The organism is Prosthecobacter sp. (assembly GCF_044222565.1).
In the GTDB taxonomy this organism is placed as follows: domain Bacteria; phylum Verrucomicrobiota; class Verrucomicrobiia; order Verrucomicrobiales; family Verrucomicrobiaceae; genus Prosthecobacter.
Map to the genome: position 1 here is coordinate 532,638 of NZ_JBGANA010000002.1, position 22,640 is coordinate 555,277.

The window sequence follows — 22,640 nt, forward strand, 5'->3', positions numbered from 1 at the left end:
AGCATCCAGACGCAGTGTTCAGAAACGCACAAGGGTTCAATCTTTTCCGAATACCAAGGCAAAATGCACAGCCTTAGATCTGGCTAAGCAAAAAGTTCAGAGGCGTTTTTGCATAAAGTGTAGTCCGCCGCACGGCCAACCTGCATTCACATGCAAGCCGCGTCCCGATAGGCAGAAATTTTCGATCAGGCACAATGACTGGCAACCACAAGGGCCGTGCCCGGCAGCCCTGCAAACCGCCCCAGCCATCATGCCACCCAACCTAACTTCGTCATCGAACCCCTACGCGCGAGACCTTTTCCCCACCCGTGCATTCGAAAGAGGAAAATGCCTGCGCACAGGGCGGACCGTGCTGGCCCTGCTCATTGGGATTCTGCTCATCTCCGCGCTTCTGAGCAGCGCCCGCGCACAGGCCGTGCACAGCACCATTGGCAACTGGACCAAGAACGGCAGCGGCACCTGGAGCGCCACCGCGAACTGGGGGAACCTCGATGCCGGCAGCGACTACCCGAGCGGCGTGGATGCGTTTGCCAATTTCAGCACGATCAACATCACCAGCACGACCACGATCACGCTGGATGTTCCGGTGACTCTCGGGGACCTCAGCATCGGCGACACCACCGGCGGCAACAGCTACACCATTCAGGGCGGCACGCTCACTTTCCAGTCCTCCGGCGGTGTGTCCACCCTGGTGAAAACCGACGGCGGCGGCAATGACACCATCTCCTCCGCCCTGGTGCTGAACAATGAGCTGGACGTGTCCGTCTTCGATGTTTCGAACAACCAGGGCATCACCCTGAGCGGCGTCATCAGCGGCGGGACCAACGGTGCGCAGACGCTGGTGTTTGATGATCTTTCCTCGGGCAGCCCGAGTGTGAACTGGGTCATCCTCAACAACCACAACACCTTCCTGGGGCAGCTGGTGGCGAACTCCGGCCTGATCCGACTTGAGTCCAACAGCTACGCCGCCGGTGCGGTGGGGCTGGGCAATGAAACCATCGCACGCAATGGTGGCACCATTGACCTGCGTGGCATCAACACCGCCCAGCAGGCGGACGACACAGAGATCTTCCGCATCAGCGGTGCAGGTACAGACGGACTGGGGGCCATGCGCAACACCAGCGGCACTTCGGTGATCTCCTGGCTCGCGCTCGATGGAGACGCCAACGTGGGCGGCTACAGCACCGCCACCCTCATGCGCCACCTGAACGCCGGGGCCACGGCGGAGATCGCGCCTGTGCTCGATCTCGGCGGGTTCGCGCTGAGCAAGCTCGGCGCCAACGAGTGGCGCTTTCACAATGCGGACATTCAGAACGGCGCCGGCGCAACGATCAACATTTACGAGGGCAAGCTGAAGTTTGAAAACAATGGCGCCCTGCTGGGCGGCGCGCTCATCGGCGGGACCACCTACGGCAACAAACTCGACGGCGTCACGATCAATGTGAGCTACAACAAGAACGCGTATGACGGAGTGGACCCCACGCTGGGCAGCCGCACTTCTGACCCTTATGGCGTCAACAGCACCGCAAGCGCCACCGTGGGCAATTCCGTCTCCGACGCGCGTCTGGCATTCGGCACCTACTGGTCCGGCGCCAACACCTTCCCGCTCAACGTGAAGGTCACGGACAACTTTGACAACGTCACCGTCAATCTGAACAACGGCGTGTGGGGCCGTGAAGGCAGCACCGGCGCCGGGCAGTCGTTTGACCAGATTTTTGGCACCGGCGTGGTGATCAATCTTGTGGGAGCCGGCATCGGTCCGAACGCAACCGGCAGCGGCAACCTGTTTGACATGCAGGGCGGCTCGGGAGTTTACAACTCCACGCTGGGTGCGTTTGATCATCCGGGTGTGACGGAAATTCAGGGCTCGTTTGACAACACCAGCCCGGGCAACAACGGCACGGGCTTCACCGTGCGCGGCTCCCGCGAGCTGCGCATCACCGGCAGCAACGGCGCGTTCGACGGCGACATCCTCATCAAGCAGTCCACGGGGCGGTGGATCACCAACAGCTTTGACCGGGGGAACGGAGGCCAGGCTGCGTCGGTGTATTTCAACATGTCGCTGGCGGGAGCCAATGGCGGATTCAATCAGGCAGGCACGGTCACCATCACCCGCTGGGGATCGCTGGCGCTGCTGAACAATTCGGCAAACTCCGTGTATGCCAGCGTGAACAATGACAACCGCCTCAATGACAGCGGCACGCTCATCCTGCGCGATGGCAATCTCCTGCTGGAGACGGACAGCACGGTGACCAACCAGGAAAACTTCGGCAATGTCGTCGCCGGATTCGGCACGAACATGCTCTACCTGGACACGCGCGCAGGCGGCCGCTTTGACGGCGCGGTGCAGAGCTTCACGAGCACCAACAACGGCGTGCTCAAGATCTACGACACGAACCCCGGCCACACCTGGGGAACCGGAGTCACGGATGACCGGGTGGCCATTCATGACACCACGGGGCTCGTCACCGTGGGCGACAGCGCGCCGGGCACGACTTCCCAAAACATCGTGGTGGGCATGTTTGGCGGCGTGCTGCCCACGCTGCAGACGCCCACCATCGGCGCCTACACGCGTCCGCTGGAGACCGTTCAGGGAAGCTACATGATGGGCGGAGCGGGACTGGGCCTCATGACATTGGACGGCGGCTATCTGCGCCCGCTGACAGCAGCGGAATATGACACGGGGCTGAACCCCACCGCCGGCACGAACTGGCTGGTGAACCGCTACATCGCGCCGATCACCGGTGTGGAAAACTATGGCGACCGCAACAACTACGCCGCGCGCAATGTGACCACGGACACGGCCATCAATTCCCTCACCATCGCCTTTGACCCCGTGGCCTCCGCGCAGGTGGTGGGCACTGCGACGAAGGACACGATCATCATCGGCCAGGGCGTCACCCTGAAGATCAATTCCGGCGTCATCAATATTGCCAGCTTTGTTGAGACGACCAATGCGAACCTGGAAGGCGTCATCCGCGGCGGCTCCCTGGACATGAACGGACGAGCGGCGCTGATCAATTCCAGCGCCACCTGGCATGATCTGGACCGCGACTCGACGAACTGGTACGACTTCATCGTGGGAAACAGCTCCTACATCCGCTCCCACATCATCAATGCCACGGATCTGGTGCGCACCGGACGCGGCTCGCTGTATCTGGACACTTCGAACCGCTTCACGGGCAACATTTACAGCAGCGACCAGGGCGCGCTGGACGCGCGCCATCCGCTGGCATTGGGCGTGGGCGCTCCCGGCCGGGAGGTGCAGCTTGGCGGTGCTTCCGCGTTTCTGCTGGAATACGGCACCAACATCTCCGGCATTAATTTGCGGGCGACCAACACCTTTCAGGGGTCTCCGACGCTGCTCCGCGCGGAAGGCGCGACGCACAGCACCTGGGGCGGAGATGTGATCCTGGACGTGGCCGATGCAGGAGGCAGCTCCGAGTCCCAGAGCTACACCATCACCTCACGCAACGAGGGCACGCTCTCCCTTTACGGGAATTTGTACACGGACAACAACCGCAACTTTGGCGACAGCGACGCCTATATGGACCCGCCCATCGTCACCACCAACATTGCCGAAAACTACACCGTGAATCTGCGCGGCCAGTTCCGCGACGTGGCCACGGGCAATCTGGGCACCGACCCGCTTAACGCGGCCATCACCTCCATCTTCCGCACCGGCGATTCCGCCACGCGGCTGGACGCGAATCATTCCCTGCGTTTCCAGATGACCGGCAGCGATGAAGGCAATGTGAACGTCTTCCAGCAGTGGGATGCCACGGGGCGACTGGACCTGAACCGCGGCTACTTCCGCATCATGTATGACCCGAACGCCGCGGGAAATGACGGCACCGGTTTCCAGACCAATGGCGCGAACGCCCTCACCCAGGCCAACGATTATTTCACACGCCTGGCCCTGGGCGCGGACGGCGCCGGCACCGGCACCTACGACACCCACCTCATGCTGACACGGGACGGCCAGGTGCTGAACTGGTCCAGCCAGATGTATGTGTACAACAACAACCGGGACGGCACGATCAGCCTCGGTGGTGAAAACGAAAGCGGCACGGTTTACATCGGCTCCGTGGATGGAGCGTCCAACTACTCCATCATCTTTGAAAACCAGGGCGGAGACCGGGATCTGCGATTCACGCAGACGCGCGGCGGCACCATGGTGGTGAATGCACGTCTGCTGGACAACGGAACGGGCGTGAACTCCATCGCCAACATCACGGGGCCGGGCACGATCGTGTTCAATGCCAATGCGGTCGGCGCCTCCACCGTGGAGCGCTGGAATTTCATGGGCGGCACCGCCGTCTGGCAGGGAAATCCCACCAGCGGCAGCCTGCTGGGAAACAACCGCTTCAGCGTCTCCTCTGCGCAGGCCATGTTTGGTGGCGGCGCACTCATCTACATCGGAGACACGATCGCCAACCGCACGGAGAGCCTCACGGGCACCTTCCGTCTGCTGACGGGTGAGTCCACCATCTCCGTGCTGGCAGGTGCGGGCCGCACGGACACGCTGGCCTTTGGCGCGGCCGCAGCAAACTTCACCAAGGAAGATGGTGCGACGATGAGCTTCATCGAAGGCGGCGCGGGCACGGCGGTCATCACGCTGCAGGCCACGGGCCTTACCAGTTCCGGCATCATGTCCTATGCCACCTACGGCACCGCGCCCGGGCAGATCACCGACTTTGCCAGCAACGGCGCGGCAGGAGCCATCAGTGCCTTCACCGGCTACGTGAACGGTGCGGCCGAGAGCGACTTCGTGAGCGGAAATACGGTGGACGTCAGCGGAGATGTCAGCTTCAGCGCCGCGGCCGCACCGGACAATCTGCGCTTCAATGCGCCGGCCAACCTCTCGCTGGACGGCCAGACCCTGACGCTGGGCGGTGGCGCAATGCTCGTCACTTCCAACAGTGCCGGCGCCAGCAGCATCAGCGGTGGTGTGCTCACCAGCGGCTTTGACGGCGACCTCACGGGAACCGGCACGTCCAATGATCTCATGATTCACAACTTTGGCACGGGCGTGCTGACCATCGGCGCCACACTCGCGGACAATGGCGGCACGAAAGTGAACCTCGTGCTCGGCGGCACCGGCACCACCGCTCTCACGGCTGCCAACACGAACACCGGGGAGATCTACATCAACAACGGCGTGCTCAGCATTTCCAGCGAGGCCAATCTCGGCACCATCAACGGCAGCATCGCCTCCCTGGTCCGCGTGAACAATGGCGGCAACGGATCCTCCTCCAGTACGGCCGCCTACACGAGCCTGAGCAATGCGCCCATCGTGTTCACGACGGCCAGCGCACCCATCACGGCCGCCACCGGCACCTTCAACTCCAATGGCACCGTGGTCACCGCCACCTCCCTGACGGGCGGCGGCTCCGGCTACACCACGGGTGTGTGGGCCAACCTGGACGACACCACACGCACCACTGAAAACCCGGCCGGTGTGTGGGCCATCCTCGACAGCGGAAATCTCCACTTCGACGGCGGCACGCTCGCGGTGACGCAGGACGTCACGCTGGATGGCGCGCGCACGATTTTCCTGGGCCCGAACGGCGCCTCTCTCGATGTTGCGGCTGGCAAGACCCTGACCATCAACGGCTACATCACCAGCGACTACAGCCACATCAATTCGACCAATGGATTCACCGCAAACCATCTCGGCGCGGTGGATGATCCCGCCATCAATGGCAATCCAGACATCGGCGACCTCCTCATCCTGGGCGGAGGCACCGTGGTGCTCACCGGCGCGCCGGACAATGTCATCCGCTCCAACATGATGAACAGCTATGGTGGCATCACGTGGATCACGGAAGGAACGCTGAAGATCGCCAGCGCAGGTACTTCCGCCACGGGCATTCTCGGTTCAAACCGCTCCTGGATAGACGGCACCATCATCGGTGCGGACGGCAGCCTGGAACTGGCGGCCACGTCAGATCCCACTTTGAATGAATGGATCACCTTCCGTGGTCGCGGCTATCAGGGACGCGGCAGCCTCATCACCACCGGCACCGCACGCACCGTGCGTCTCAACGGCCAGTTGTTTGTGGACGCGGCCATGCTGGTCAACAACAGCAACAGCAGCACCATTCGCTTCGGGGAGCAGGGCGGAGCCATGTACGGCACGGGAGACATCTCCCGCATCGGCAATGGTGAATTCCAGTTCTACGAAAACGCTCCGGACTGGACCGGGCGCTTTCTCAATGGCAGCGGCAACACGCGCATGTATGGCGCGGGCAACCTGCAGGGGATGACCTCCATGTCCCTGGACCGCAATACTTACTTCGGCTACGGCGCCGGCAGCACCACGACGGATGAATTCCGCGACCGCCTGAATGACAACCTGAGTGTGGCGATCAATGGCTACTCAAAGTTGCGCATGGAGGCGACCGGCGGCGTGTTCTCGGGCGTCGAGAAAGTCGGCATCGCGACCGTCAACAGCGGCGTGTTCAACATCGAGTTTGACCTGGCGGGCACCATCGTGAACGGCGCACCGCAGCTCGTGGGAGACTACGCCGGCTGGCGCTTCACCGACATCGTCCGCAACCCGGGCACCGTGGTGATGGTGCGCAATTTTGACCCGGGCACGGACATCTCCACCGGAGTGACCGACCTTTCCAACCGTGCGCTGGTGCTGGTGGACAATGCGCCGGTGCTCATTGGCGCGGGAGATGGCAGCAATGGCAACACCGCCATCCTGCCCGGATTTTTCGGCGGCACCCGCCCGTCGAATTTCCTGAACACCACCACGGGCGTCATCTGGGACGAAGACCGCACGACGCGCTACCTCATGACCTCCGTGGCGGGCATCGATCCCACCACTGGAGCAGCGGTGAACTACCTGCGTCCGCTTTCGGATGCGCCGGGCTCCACGGATTACAAGATCATCAGCGACGCGGGCAGCGTGACCGCGAGCGCCGGGCCTCTGGATCTCGCCGCAGCGGGCAGCAGCGCGGACCAGAACCTGCGATTCGTGGGCGTCACCGCGGACGCCATCGGAAGCGGATTTACCTCGCGCATCAATTCCATCCTCACGCTGGACTCCACGCTGGAGGCAAACTCCGTGACCTTTGCCACGGACGCCACGGGCAGCAATGTCAACGGAGCAGGCAACAACGTGAACCTGCTGATGACACTCGGCGGCACGCTGAAGATCAACTCGGGCGTGCTGATGTTTGCGAACATCGGCACGATGGACCGCCTGGGCAACTCCTCCAACACCGGTGTGAACCTTGACATGAACAACTACATCATCGGGGGGAATCTCAACTTCAACGGCAAAGAGGCGATCATCTACGCCGGCAGCGAGTGGGCGCAGTACAACATCTCCGGCAACAGCGCGTATGCCAACACGGACGGTGACAACACCACCGCCATCATCCGCAGCAGCATCTACAACACGGGTGGCAACGGGCTGACCAAAACCGGCGCCTCCAGCGTGACGCTGGAAGCGGCGAACTACTACACCGGAGACACGACGGTGAACTACGGCCTGCTGTATGGAAGGCATGACCTGGCGCTGGGCCAGAGCACGCGCCTGAATGTGACCGGCGGTGGCGGCTTCGTGCTGGGCTACAACTCCTTCATCCGCGGCATGGACATCTACGTCGGCCCGATGAACGCAAACAACTATGCGGTCTATGGGGAAGGGGATGCCGCCGAATGGGGAGGCAACATCATCATCGACAACGTGGACTCCACCGGCAGCGCGGGCGGGTATACACGCAACTTTGTCCCGCGCATTCTTGCGGGCACTTCCAACACCGTCTTCAAGATCGACGGCAACATCTACGGCGGAGACACCGCCGTCTCACGTGGCAATGAGGCCACCGCGCGCATCTTCACCACGCTCACCGGCGCATCTCTGACCACGCTGGACTTCATGGGGCAGATCCGGGACAAGTCCACCGGTGCGATCAATCTCGCAGCTGGGGACAGTTACAACGACGTGCTGCGGATGGAAGTGGCCGCCAGCACGGACACGGCGAATGTGCACCTCTACCAGCAGTATGACTCCGCGGGGCGCATCAGCATCGTGCGCGGCGTGCTGCGCTACATGGGCACGGGAAACTTCTACACGGACGCGGCCGCACTGGCGCAGAATCCGGACAATGATTTCTCCGGCCTGCAGATGGGCGGGCGCTCGATCATCTCCGGAGACGGCACCGGCTCCTCGGACGTGAGCTTCTTCCTGCACAATGCGGGCACTGTTTTCAATCTCTCCAGCTGGAACGTGGGCGTGGACACCGCCGATCCGGACAACAGCACGGGCAATGGCAACTACGGACTGGGCAACACCACGGGCAACACGAGCCTCGGCGGCGAAAACATCAGCGGCACCATCACCTATGGCACCGGCACGGGCAGCATTCGCTTCACGCAGGGCACCACGCTGTATGACCGCAATCTGAACCTGTACGCCGCACGCGGCGGCACCGTGGACATGCGGGTGAATTTCCTCGATGGCGGCGATCTGGTGAACTCCTCCATCACCAAGGTGGGCGCCGGCACGGTGCGCCTGCTGGGGTCCACGGCCGGAGACAGCACGGTGGAATCTCTCAAGATGCTGGGTGGCACCCTGATCCTCACCGGTTACGACGTGAATGGCGGACGCCGCGTGGGCAATGGTGCGAAGCTCACCCTGAGCGGCGGCTACCTGATCGTGGATGCCACGGCGGGCAGCGCGCAGGAAAACTTCAGCGACTTCACGCTGAACTCCGGAGGCTCACGCCTTGCGGTGAGGGGCGGCGCCACGGTGACCATCGACTCCACCATCGCGCTCAATCCTGCGTCCGGAGTCACGATGGCCTTCGTCGAAAACGCCGGCGGTGTCATCAATCTCACCGCTCCCGGCCTCACCACCACGGATGGCGCCCGTCTGGGCTACTGGGCTGTGTATGGCAATGCGCTGGGCCAGGTGACGGACTGGGCGGCACGTGAAGGCACCACCGGTGTGAAGGCCTTCACCGGCTATGATTTGAACGCCTTTGCCACCGGGAACAACACGGAGGTGACCACCTCCACCACGCTGGCCGGACCCACCGCAACGAACTCCATCAAGTTTGGCGCGGCGGCGGATCTGAACCTCGGCGGCAGCACGCTGACCGTGGAGAACGGCGGCATGCTGGTCAGCTACGCCGCCGGCGGCGACGTGAACATCAGCAACGGCATTCTCACGCGCGACGGGGCAGGGGACATCCTGCTGCACAATTACGGAACGGGTGTCACCACGATCTCCGCCACCATCACCAACAGCGGCGCGGGCGTGGTGAATCTGGTCACGGGCGGTGTGGGCACCACGGTGCTGACGGCAAACAACAGCTACACCGGAGACACCTACATCAATGGCGGCACGCTGCAGATTTCCAGCGAGTCGGCACTGGGCAGCATCAGCGGCTCCATCGCCCGGCTGGTGCGTGAGTACAACGGCACGAACACCGGCGTGAGCCAGAACAATGTCCCGCTGTTCTTCCTCGGCGGCGGCGGCGGCACGGGCGCGGCAGGCACCTACTCCTCCAACAGCACCCAGAACATCACCACCACCACGCTCACCAGCGGCGGCTCCGGCTACACCAGCGGCGTCTATGTGAGCACCAATGCGGGGGGCACCAACAACGCCGGACTCTGGGCGATCCTGGACAGCGGCAATCTCCACATCGACGGCGGCACGCTGGCGGTGACGGACAACATCACGCTGAACGGAGCACGCACCGTCTTCATTGGTGCCAGCGGCGCCACCTTCAACGTGGCTGCGGGGAATTCCCTCACCATCAACGGCTACATCACCAGCGATGTCACCGATGTGCCGGCGGGAGACACGCCGATCGACTTCACCCGTCCGCTGATCGGCGGTCTGGCGGTGGAAGGCGGCGGCACGCTGGTGCTCACCGGCGCACCGGACAACACGACCCGCGAGAACATGTACAACGGCTACAACTCGCTGACACTGATCAACAACGGCACCATCAAGATCGCCGGGCAGGCCTCCTCCGCCTCCAATGCGCTGGGCACCTACAGCGGCTGGGCGGACAGCACCTACATCGGCCCGAACGGGACGCTGCTCATGAATGTGACGAATGCGGATGTGGGCTTCTATGAATGGCTGACGCTGGAAGGCCAGGGCTACCAGGGCGGCGGCACCTTCCAGGCCGTGAGCGGCACGGGCACCGTGCGCGCCTACTACCTGCGCGGCCAGATCAACATCCTCAGCGATGCCGTTTTCAATCTGCGCAACGGCAGCAACATCTACCTCAACAGCGGCGGCGGCGAGACCTATGGCACCGCGGACATCATCAAGATCGGCAACGGCGAATTCCGCTTCTATTCCAACGAGTCCAACTTCACCGGCAACTACATCGCCGCCTCCGGCACCACCCGCGTGTATGACGCCGGCCGCGTGCTGGGGATCGGCACGATGACCCTGGAGCGCAACAGCTTCCTCGGCCTGAATGGCGACAGCACCACGGCGGATGAAACCCGCAGCCGTCTGGGCGACAACATGGCGCTTGTCACCGATGGCTATGTCCGCATGCGCATGGAGTCCACGGGCGGCGTTTACTCCGGCATTGAAAAACTCGGAACCGCCACCGTGCAGGCGGGCCAGCTCGGCATCGAGTTTGACATGGGAGCCACTCTTGCGGGCGGCGTGCCTGTGCTGAAAGGCGAGTACATCGGCTGGCACTACAACGACATCATCCGCGCCACCGGAGCGAGCGTGCAGCTTCGCCTGTTTGACGCCGGCCTCGACTTCGCCGGTGCGGGCTTCAATGCCAGCATCCCTTCGAATGCGAATGCCAACCTGGCCGTGGTCCAGGTGGATGTGATGCCCACGCTGGTCGGCACGGGCGATGGCAGCAATGGCAACGCCGCCATCCTGCCGGGCTTCTTTGGCGGTGTCCGTCCAAACTGGTACAATGCGGCAGGCACCGGCAACATCTTCAATGAAGACTATGTGGCCACACGGCTGGTGACGGCCGTGACGAACAGCGCCGGAGAGCACTTCCTGCGCCCGCTGCTGGACTCCGAATACAAGGAGGTGTCCAGCCTCAGCACTGCGCAGACGACGACTCTTCGTCTCGAAGACCAGGGCCTCAGCGCGGATCAGAACCTCAAGATCGTCGGCGTCGTCAGCGACAGCCTCGGCTCTGGAGAATTCACCAACCGTCAAAACTCCATCCTCACCCTGGGCTCGGTGGCGGCGGACTGCGCGCTGCCTGCCGGCATCAATCTGGAGGTCAATTCTCTCACCTTTGCCTCGGAGTCGTATGCCGCGGGAGTCAATGGTGCCGGCAACTGGACCAGCCTCATCATTTCGGACGGGGGCACGCTTAAAATCAATTCCGGCATGATCCAGATGGCCAACCTGGGGATTCAGAACATGAAGGGGGCCGCCTTCAATGCGAACGCGAACCTGGACATCCGCAGCTCGCTCAACGGCGGCTCCACGGACTTCAACAGCATGGAGGCAAACTTCTTCATCGGCAGCATCTGGGCGCATTACAACACCACAGACGCCGCGAACGCCTACCGCGCGACCGACTTTGACAACAACTACTTCTACATGAACTCCAGCATCGTGAACGCGAACGGCCTCACGAAGACTGGCGGCGCCTCCCTGTACCTGGACGCCGTGAACTACTACACCGGTCTCACCAGCGTGAACCAGGGCATGCTCTTTGCCCGGCATGACCGGTCTCTGGGCGCCAGCACGCAGGTCAATGTCACAGCCGCAGGCGGTCTGGGAATCGGCCTCGGTGCGCGCATCACCGGTGTGGATCTCTACATTGGCAAGATCTCCGGCGCCAACACCGCGCTGCAGATCGAAAACAACTCCGTGTGGGCGGGCAATGTCATCGTGGACAATGTGGACTCCGGCGGAGCCACGGCCTATGCCCGCACGTTTGTCCCGCGTGTGTTTAACAACACGACCGGACTCGGCACCATCGAGGGGAACATCTATGGCGGCAGCACGGCCATCGGCTCCGGAGCGCTCACGGACTCGCGCATGTTCAGCACCTACACGGGCGCCTTAGGCCTGTTCTACCTGAACGGCATCGTGCGCGATTCAGCCGCAGGCGCTCTCACAGGCCCGGTGGACATCTACAATCAGAGCCAGGTGCTGCGCATGGAGGTCACGGCGAACAATGACGAGTCCGCCGTGCAGATCGGTCAGCAGTATGACGCCGCCGGCCGCATCCGCATCATTCGCGGCACCCTCTACTATGGCGGCACGGGCAATTTCTACACCGACGCCGCGGCGGCCACGGTGAATGCCTATGCCACCAATCCGATGATCGGCCTGCAGATGGGCGGCAGGGATGTGCTTTCCGGCAACGGCACGGGCGCGGCCAATCTGGCCTTCTTCCTGCTGAACGGCGGCTCCGTTTTCAATCTGAGCTCCTGGGAGGTCGGCGTGGAAACGCACGATCCCAACAACGCCTCCGGCAATGGCAACTACGGGCTGGGCAACACCACGGGCAACACCACGCTCGGCGGCGTGAACACGAACGGCAGCGTGACATTCGGCACGGGCGCGGGCAGCATCACCTTCACCCAGGCCACCGCGGCTTACACGCGTGACCTGGGCCTGTTTGCCGCGAGCGGCGGCACGGTGGATCTGAAGGTGAACTTTGTGGACGGCGGCGGCCTGGTGACCTCCTCCATCACCAAGCAGGGCGGCGGCCGTGTGAATCTCCTGGGCTCCAGCGCAGGCGACAGCACGGTAGAAGGTGTGAACGTGATGGGCGGTGTGCTGGCGCTGACCGGCTACGATGTGAATCTGAACCGTCGCGTGGGCAACGGTGCCAGCCTCACCCTCGCAGGCGGTGTGCTCGTCATGGATGGCAGCGGCGCATCCTTCACGGAAAATTTCGGCAGCCTCAAGGTCAACCAGGGAGGCAATGCCATCGCCGTGCTCGGCAACGGGCTCGGAAATACTGGCACGGTCAGCATCGCAGGCGCCTCCATCACCCGCGCTGCGGCCGGCACCCTGCACTTCCAGTCCATTGCGGGCGGTGTGATTAATTTCTCCAATGCAGGGATGAAGGGCCTGGCGCGCATCGGCTCCTACGCCACCTTTGGCGCGAATGCATCCGCAAGCGGCTACGCCACCGACTGGGCCGCGACGGACGCCGCAGGCAACGTCATCGCCTACACGGGTTATTCAAACAACATCTTTGGCGCGGGCGTCCAGACGGATGTGATCGGCGCCGGTCTCACCGCAGCCACGACGAACTCGGTTCGTTTCAATACAGCGGCCGGCTCCATCGCCAGCGGCACTCTCACGCTCAATGACGGCGGCCTGCTGATCACCAGCAACTACACCACCGGCACGCCTCTCAGCAGCAGCGTGGCGCTGAACACCAGCAGCAGCAGCGTCGATCTCCTCATTCACAACTACGCCACCGGTCTGGTGAATCTGGACGCGGGCATCACGGGTGCGCAGAATGTGGTCTTCACCGGCACTGGCGAAACGGTGCTCGGCGGCGCGAACAACTACACCGGCGCCACTCACATCACCGGCTCCGCCGTGGTGTCCGTGGACGCGCTCTCGCGCTTTGGCACCACCTCCGGCTTCTTCCTCAATGGCGGCACGCTGAACTTCTCGGCCGTCGGCGCCACCAGCACGGACCTCACGCAGCACATCACGCTCGGCGGAGGCAATGGCATCCTCAATGTGGCGGATGCAGGCAGCGTGCTGGTCGTCCGCGGCTCGGCCACGAACCAGATCTCCTCGGAGACGAACAACATCATCACCGCCTACGGCACCAACAATCCCAATGCCGGCGGTCTGCAGATCCTCGGCTCGGGCACGGTGCAGTTTGGCAACCGCAGCGCCGCCACCACCGCCACGCAGGACCTGCTCGGCGTCGTGAACAACTACACCGGCCTCACCATCATCGGCGACGGCGTCAATGCCGTCCGCGTGAACATCCAGGGCCAGGGGAACGACAACGACCAGTATTCCGTCTTTGGCACCACGCAGTCGTGGGCGGACGCCACCATCGTGAAGAACAATGCCATCATTGAATTTGCGATGAAGCGCGGGGACGGCAGCCGTGACAACCAGATCCGTTTCAGGGAGTGGTTCCAGATCGGCGAAAATGCCGGAGACCAGATCCTCTTTGACGGCAGCACCCAGCGCCAGCCCACGCTGGACGGCATCCTCAACATCATCGGAGACCTCACCTTCCAGACGCAGGGGAACCGCTATGCGGACGCCGGCGGCACGGGCAACTCCGAATTCCTCATCAATCCCAATGAAGGCGGCATCATGGGCTCCGGCAAGATCATCAAGCTGGGGGATGGCAATCTGCGCTTCTACTCCTCCCTGCACGAGTGGACCGGCGATCTGGACATCCAGGACGGCTTCGTGGGGCTGCAGATGAACAGCGGCGCCATCTTCAATCCGACCGGCAAGATTTACTTCGGCGATCCCACCGGCGCACAGACCTCCACCATTCAGATGCGAATTGAAAACCGCTTCTTTGGCAACAACACCACCGGTCTTGATTCCGCGAACATCGACCTCACGGTCAACCGCGACATCGTTGTGAGGGACAATCTTCACCAGGAAGTGCGAATCGCCGTGGGCTACCTGCCGCAAAGCTCCGTCACCCACTTCACCAATCAGATCAACGTGGGCTCCGGCTCCAGCAGCCTGGTGCGCCTCTACTACGAGGACAACAGCAACCTCGATGCCGCCCTCGTCGGCCATGTGCAGCAGGCGGTGTTTGACGTCACCGGCAGCATCATCGGCAGCAACAGCGTTTACATCGACGGCAACAACAGCGGCGGCACGCAGGGCAACGGCGCGCTCTTCACTGTCTGGATGCGCGGGGACAATTCCGGCTACAGCGGCCTTCTCACCATCGGCGGGGACAACGGCACCGCTGTCAATCCGGGCCGCAACGCCACGCTGCGCATCGGCAATGTGAATGCGCTGGGCACGAACAACATCGTGGCCTTCCGCAACTACGGCACCCTCCAGCTCGGCGGGAACAGCATGACCTTCACGAAGAACTTCGTCTTCACCGGAGGCACGGGGCTCGCCAAGACCGCAGGCATTGAAAATGCATCTGACACCGCCGCGACCATCACCTTTGACTCGGGCACGAAATCCGGGCCCACCTACCAGGATGTGGGCGTGGGCCTGCGCGATGGCGTGGCCACCGGCATCTTTGGCAGCGGCACCGCGGCCCTCACGGTGGTGAAAACTGGCGCGGGTGAGACGGTGTTCGGCGCCAGCACGGGCGGCGGCGCCATCGCCGACTCCTTCAGCAGCTACACCGGCAGCACGCTCGTGCAGCAGGGGACCCTGTTCGCCGGGTCAAACAATGCCTTCTCTCCTTACTCGCGCTTCATCATCAGCGATGGCGCCATCCTCAGCTCGTATTGGACGGAAGCCGGCACCGGATTTGACGTCACGGTCGGCTCGCTTGCAGGGGGGGCAGGCGCAGCGCTCAATATCGACCAGTCCACCTTCAATGTGGGAGGTGATGCCACCCTGGACGCCGATTTCTCCGGCGTCATCAGCGGCAACGGCCGGCTGGTCAAAGTGGGTGGAGGTGTCCAGACTCTCTCCGGCGCGAACACGTTCTCCGGAGATGTGTCCGTCCTGCAGGGAACGCTCATCGGCGCCAGCAACCAGGCCTTTGGCGATCCTTTCAATGGCATCTACCTCGGCGGCCAGCCGTTCGTGGGCACGCATCCCATCGATGCTCGCGTGGAGCTTCTTCTCTCCGGCACCGCCTCCGCCGTGACCAATCCGGTTTCCATGAACACGTTTGACGGCAATGACGAAGGCATCACGGTCATCGGCACACGGCAGACCAGCGGGAATTATGGCTTCGGCATCGGCGGCACGGTCTCATTGTACCAGGACATTTCCACCAATGTGTTTTTCGAGGCCGACGGATCCTCCACCTTCACGTTTGGCGATGCCATCTCCAGCGGCGGCTTCTCTCCCATGACCAATGTGGTGAAGATCGGCGCGGGCACGGTGGAGCTGAGAGCGGCCAACAGCTACGGCATCTCCGGCAGCGCCGGCTCCCCCATTGACGGCGGCACCGTCATCCGCAGCGGCACTCTGAGCGTGTTTGATGACAGCGCGCTTTCCTCCACGGTCGTGGAGCTTGGCGACACCCGCTATGACCTGAACAGCGCCTACCTCGCCACCACCAGCGCGCTCATCACCAAGACCTCCGGCAGCTACGATCCAGCGGGCAACGGGGCCAGCGGTGCGGGCAGCGGCGCCTTCCTGAATGTGAAGGCCGTGGTGGACGGAGTGACCATCACCGCCGCGGACGTGGGCAAGCGCATCCTGGTCAAGAATGAAAGCGAGCACCCCGAATACAACGGCGTGTACCAGGTGGTGAGCGTGGACGCCTCCTGCGGCCAGATGAACCTGGTGCGCGTGGCCGACTTCGATGCGTCCGGAGAAATGAAGTACGGCTCAAGCATCGCGATCACCAGCGGGGCAACCCAGGCGGGCCTGCAGTTCTTCCAGGCTTCTTCAGACGTGAACAGCGTGAACACGGCCTCCACCGATCCCGTGCACTGGCTGCAGGACATTCCGAACGCCAATGTCGCCCTCATCGCCGCGAACGGAGGCATGACCATCCTCAACGACATCGACGTCAATGACACCAACGGCACCGGAAGCACCATGCTCGGCGGCAGCTTCACCAGCGGCAGCAGCTACTTCAATGGCAATGTGACGCTGCAGCATTCCTTCCTGCCCGGCGTGGACAACATCCGCGAGATCACCCTGGTGTCCTCCTCCAATGGAGAAGTGACCCCCGGAGAGAAAGGTGTGGTGTTCACCGGTGTCATCTCAGAGTCCACACCGGGAGACGTGCTCAGCGTCAACAAGCAGGGCTCCGGCACGGTGACCTTCACCAATGACAACACCTACACCGGCAAGACCACCGTGACGCAAGGCACGCTGGCTCTGGCAGGCGCGGGCGCGGTGTCCGGCACGAGCTGGATCGAGGTCAACAACGGCGCCTCGTTTGATTTCTCCAACAGCACTGCGGGAGACTTCGTCTTTGACCGTCCTCTGAGCGGCTCCGGCACGGTGGTCACCGGCGCGGGCAGCCTCATCGTCGGCACAGACGGTGGTGCGGGTGTCCTGCTTCCGGGCATGTCCTCGGATCCCACGAACAGCGCCACTGCGGGAGACGGCATCGGACTTCTCACGGTGAACGGCAATGTGGTGCTCACGGGAGACAGCACCGGTGTGGACCGCCTCACGCTGCAGATGGGTGCTGCCAATGGTGCGGACTACAATGATTCGGCCAACTTTGCCACGCACCTCGCCGCCGGAAACTTTGCCTCCTATCTCACCTCGCAGGCCAGCTTCTTTGACACGCAGCACGGCGGAAATCATGATCACCTGGTGGTCACCGGATCCTTCACGATGAACAGCGGCGGACACATCTCGTTCGTCGGCAATGGCGGCACCAGCTACCAGCCCGCCATGGGGGATGTGTTCAATCTCATCGACTGGTCCTCCGTCACGGGCAATGGCTTCAGTGTGGGCGGCAATTTCCGCGCCGGCGGCCTGCTGGGAGATCTGGAGCTGCCGGATCTCAATCTCTCTGGGCTGCTGTATGACACGAGCCTGTTTGCCAACTACGGCATCATCGTCGTGGTGCCGGAGCCGGGGCGCGCGGCTCTGCTGCTCTCCGGGCTGGCCTTGCTGGTGTTCCGCCGCCGCCGTCGTCGCAGTTGTTAAAAAAAGGGGCGCGTTTTTGCCCAGCCGTCCGGGCCGTTGTTGGGGCTGAGACAGAAGCTGCGGGCGCATTGCACGGCAATGCGCCCGCAGTTTTGTTTTCGCATGCGGCCGTCTCCGCAGGGGAAATGTGAGGGCTAAGCATAACCTTCAGCCGCCGCTGAAATGAAGGACGGGGTCCTGGCACACTCATGCTGCATTCATGCGCCAACCGCAGCCTCATAGGCAAAAACGATGCGGAAGGTCACAATATCGGAAATTAAAAAAACCGCGGTGCTTTTTGTGCCGCCATTGCATCCACATCATGAATACATCATCCATACCAGACATGCCTTCGGGCCGCAGTTTGAAGGTGCTTCGCGGCAGACGCCGCCGCCGTGCTGTCGCCCTCATCACCGTGCTCGGAGTGCTGGCGCTCTCGCTGGTGCTGATGACCGCGCTGCTCAGCGCCACACGCATTGAATTCAACTCCACCGTGGCGCAGGTGGATGGCGCGCAGACAAGGCTGCATGCTGATTCGGTGATCAATCTGGCCATCAGCCAGATCCAGCAGGGCACGCACCAGGACACCGCGAACTCCGGCACGGAAATCTGGGCCTCGCAGCCCGGCATGATCCGCCAGTACAAACAGGACGGCACGCTGCTGCGGGGGCTGAAGCTCTACTCAGACAGCACGATGGTGGCCAAGACGGACGCTGAGATCGCCGCTGACACGCCGCCTGCTGACTGGGACAAAAAGCCGGACCAGTATGTGGATCTCAATGAACCGGTGGTGCGCGCGAACGTGACCGATCCCGCCGGCGCGCCGCGTCTGTTTTTCCCGATCATTGATCCGAGGGCGTATTCGCAGACCTCCAGCCGCTCGGTGGAGGGCTTCACTTATTCCACCTATGTGAACGGCGCCTCCGGCCAGGCACTGGACGGCGTGGTGGCACCCTCCAGCGGTGGCAGTGAGGACAAGCAGCGCCTGCCCATGCCGGTGGAGTGGCTGTACATGCTGAAGGACGGCACGCTGGGCTGCCTGGACAACACCGGCAAGTTCGTGGGCCCGAACGGCGAGGTGCCCACGCGGGACAATCCCATGATCTCACGCGTGGCGTTCTGGACGGATGACGAGTCCACGAAGATCAACATCAACACCGCGGGCGAAGGCACGCCCTGGGACACGCCGCGCCTCTTCCATGAGCGCGACGGCGGGTGGGCGCAGTACCAGCCCATGATGTATGAATACCAGCGCTATCCCGGGCACCCCGCCACGGTGTGCATGAGCACGGTTCTCTTTCCGGGGCAGGACATGAACCCGCGCCTGGCCGACTCGTCTGCCTTCAACAAGGCGCTCACCTACAAGGAGGCCATCTATGATCTCATGCCGAAGATACTTCCCGGCGGATCCAAGGCCGGCTCCGTGCTCGTGCCGCCAAACCAGGACTTCTCCCCCACGAATTTTCAGGCCGTGCAGGCCGCTCTGGCGGAGCGCCTGTTTCCCAGCGTGGATGAGTTTCTGCTGCGTCCCGCCGCGCAAAAAGATGGTCAGCGCAGCGAGATCAATCTCGGCGTGAACCAGATCTGGTCCGGACTGCAGAACTACGAAGTGGTGGAGCGACTGCGCTCCTTCCTCACCACACGCAGCAGATCTTCAGAGATGAATCCCTTCGGCCTTCCCAAGATCAGCATGTGGCCGGTGAACCGCACGAACTCCTCGCGCTACCGCACGGCCTTTGACAACACGATTGTGAACTGCTCCCAGATCGCGGGAAAGGACTACTTCTTCACGCGCCAGGACTGCACCAGCGAGACGGAGCTGTCCGGCATTCCGCGGAACAAGCAGCTCTTTGACTATCTCATGACGCTCACGGACCAGCCCATCCCGGGCTTCGGCGCCTCGAACGCCACCTTCACCACCAAATACGGTGACAATCTCCAGCAGATCCTGGTGGAGCTCTTTGACTACATCCGCTGCACCAATCTCTATGATGACACCATCGCGGAGCGGAACATCGGCCTGACACCTTCGATCACCGGCCTGCCGGACGCGCGGACCACCGCCACCTCTGCCGGCATGGCGGCGGGCACCTTCACCCCCATGCGCAACTCCACCGGCAGCAGCTTTCCCGGCCATGGCCAGGTCACGCCCACGGTGCTGCCGAAAGGCAAAGGCGAGGTGTATCGCGGCATGGGGCGCTTCCTGACCATCAGCGAGGCAGGGCTGCAGTTCATCGCCTGCGCGCAGGGAGACGCCGGTCCCAAAGGGGCGGTGCCGGGTGGTGTGAATGCGGTGAAGCTGAAGGCCAGCGGCCCCGCGCCCAACGGCTACGTGCCGCCGACGTGGAAAGGCAGCGGCAGCGCCACCGTGCTGGGCTGGGACAACTCCAACTACTGGTACTCCAACTTCCCGCCGCTGAGCGCCGCCAATCAGGACCCGAAGAAGGGCTTCTACAAGACGAAGTACCCCACCACGCATCAGCTCGAAGGCATTGATGGAGACAATCCCAACTATCCGGGCTACAACCCCCTGAACTGGAACTGGACGCTGGACACAGACACGCCGCTGGATCCGGGCGTGAAGCGCGTGCAGGCCACCTTCCTGCTGGAATGGTTCTCCCCCTCCGCAGGATGGACCCTGATCAATCCGGACATCTGCATCGAGGTGGACGCCAGCGCACTCTCGGTCGGCGGCAAAAAAATGTTTCCCGTCAACGGCGGCAAGACACTCATCCGTCCCTTCAAGCACATGAGCAGCGCCAATGGCGTGTATCAGCGCGGAGGCACCACCTCCTACCGCGCCTTCCTGCAGGAGCGCAAGCTCCCCGCGGTGGCCAAAGGGGTGAACGGCTACACCTCCGGCAGCATTCTTTATCCGGACACGAACATCCCAGCGAACGACAGCCAGTCTCCGTACAACGGCGGGGTCAACTACACCAGCTACTCCAGCCGCTCCGGCGCGCTGCAGAACTGCAACCAGTACAATCTGGTGAGCGACTTCATCGACATCCCGGGAGGTGACGCGGGCAAGATCCCCTTCGGCGGTGGCACCGTCGTGGTGAAGATCCTCAGCAACGAAAGCACCCCGCAGCTGCTGCAGACCTTCAATTTCTCCTTCCCCGCGGCGCAGTTCCCTTCGCCCCTGCTGGTGCAGAAAAGCGAGGACACCCGCTGGACGCAGAATGCCGACGGCACCTGGCATGTGTATGAGCCTGTGCCGGCGCCCTACTGGTGGTCCTTCCATTCAGACGGCGCGCTCGGACGTGATCAGACTGGCAAGATCACCAAAGTGGCGGCGGTGCCCTCCACGCGCATGGGCGGCAGGTTCCGCTACATCGGCAACGAGATCGGCAGCTATGCCTCAAACTTCCACAACCGGGGGAATCTCTCCGTCAATGAGGACACTGTGCAGTCGCTCGTGCTCCGGCATGGAGACCCGCGCCTGACCATGGGCCAGTATGTGGTGCCCGCCACGGAGTTTGAGCAGCACCGGCTCTACGGCATCCAGCGCCTCGCGCACAACATCGTGCTGCTGAACTGGAGCGAAGGCCCGGGACTGGACACCGGCGACGACAAGAAAGGCTGGCGTCTGGTGAAGGACGCGAACTACAACGCCTCCTTCCTCCCGGACCATCCCTACACCGCCGCCACGGGCGCGGGGCTGCAGAAGTATGGCGACTTTGACCGCGGCATCGCCAACCAGACCGACGGCGCCTACATCAACAAGCCGGACGAAGGAAACACCTACAGCGTGACCTCGACCACGGGGCAGCAGCTCGTGCCGTACTTCTCCAACTCCTGGGTCACGTGGATGGGCGGCTCCACGTACTTTTCGCCCAACCGCCAGGTGGCATCTCCTGGTATGTTTGGCTCCCTGCCCACCGGAGTGCACAATGCGGGCGGCTCCGGCGGCCAGCGGCGCGAGCCCTGGCGCACGCTGCTCTTCCGCCCCCAGACCTGGAGCAGCAAGCAGGGGCAGCAGTTCCACATCGGCGCGCCGAAGGTGCTGAAAGGCTACGGCAAGTCCGGGCTGGCCATCCAGGGGATCGACCCGCCGGACTATCTCTTCATGGACTTCTTCTGGATGCCCGTGGTGGAGCCGTACGTCATCAGCCAGCCGGGATCCACGGCGGGGAAGATCAACCTGAACTACCAGATGGCCCCCTTCCGCCACATCCGCCGCGCCACGGGACTCGCCGCCGTGATGAAGAGCGAAATGCTGACCGCAGTCGCCACGAAAGATGCGCCGGATTACCTGCGCCGCCCTTCGGGCGCACCGACGAACCAGGGCGAGTCCTGGTTCTGGAGGGATGACACCAGCGCGCAGGGCGGCAAATACTGGCACCGGCAGATCGACACCGACGCGACGCTGAAGCTCTTCGACGAGCGCTTCAGCTCCGGCTTCGCCTTCGTCTCCCCCGCGCAGATCTGCGAGATGTATCTCCTGCCCAAGCCGGCGAACAGCTCGGACACACTGGTGCCCGCCAGCTGGCCAACGAGCATCAACTCCCTGCTCAAAACCGGCGCGAACAGCATCCTCACCTTCTGGGAAAACCACGCGCTGACCGCGGACAATCTCAAAGAGCGGCCCTACACCAACATGTATCCGCGCCTGACCACGCGCTCCAACACCTTCCAGGTGCACATGCGCGTGCAGACGCTGCGGAAAAAGCGCTCTTCGGACCCTGCGAAGTTTGTCTCCGGTGTGGACAGCACGGGCTCTGAGTACCGCGGATCGGCGGTGATCGAGCGCTACCTCGACTTCAATGACCCGGCCCTGGACCCGAAGAAGAACCTTGATTACGCCGCCGGCAATCCCCTGACCAAAACGTCTCTGGAATCACTTCACCGCTTCCGCGTCCTCTCGCAGAAGCGCTTCAATCCCTGATCTCACCCACGCCACCAACCC

General features: G+C 62.9%; 2 protein-coding genes. Both read left to right on the forward strand.

Translation table 11 applies throughout. The annotated features are described in order from the left end of the window. Positions 1–250 precede the first annotated feature (250 nt). Positions 251–17,752, forward strand: a complete 17,502-nt coding sequence (locus tag ACILSR_RS04360; RefSeq protein ID WP_395748501.1) for an autotransporter-associated beta strand repeat-containing protein — start codon at positions 251–253, stop codon at positions 17,750–17,752. A gap of 301 nt (positions 17,753–18,053) precedes the next feature. Continuing rightward, positions 18,054–22,619, forward strand: coding sequence for a Verru_Chthon cassette protein A (vccA, locus tag ACILSR_RS04365; protein ID WP_395748502.1), 4,566 nt, complete (start codon positions 18,054–18,056; stop codon positions 22,617–22,619). Positions 22,620–22,640 lie beyond the last annotated feature (21 nt).

Bases quoted from the DNA above. Each gene is read 5' to 3' on its own strand.
- ACILSR_RS04360 (WP_395748501.1), top strand. From the start codon at position 251: ATGCCACCCAACCTAACTTCGTCATCGAACCCCTACGCGCGAGACCTT.
- vccA (WP_395748502.1), top strand. From the start codon at position 18,054: ATGAATACATCATCCATACCAGACATGCCTTCGGGCCGCAGTTTGAAG.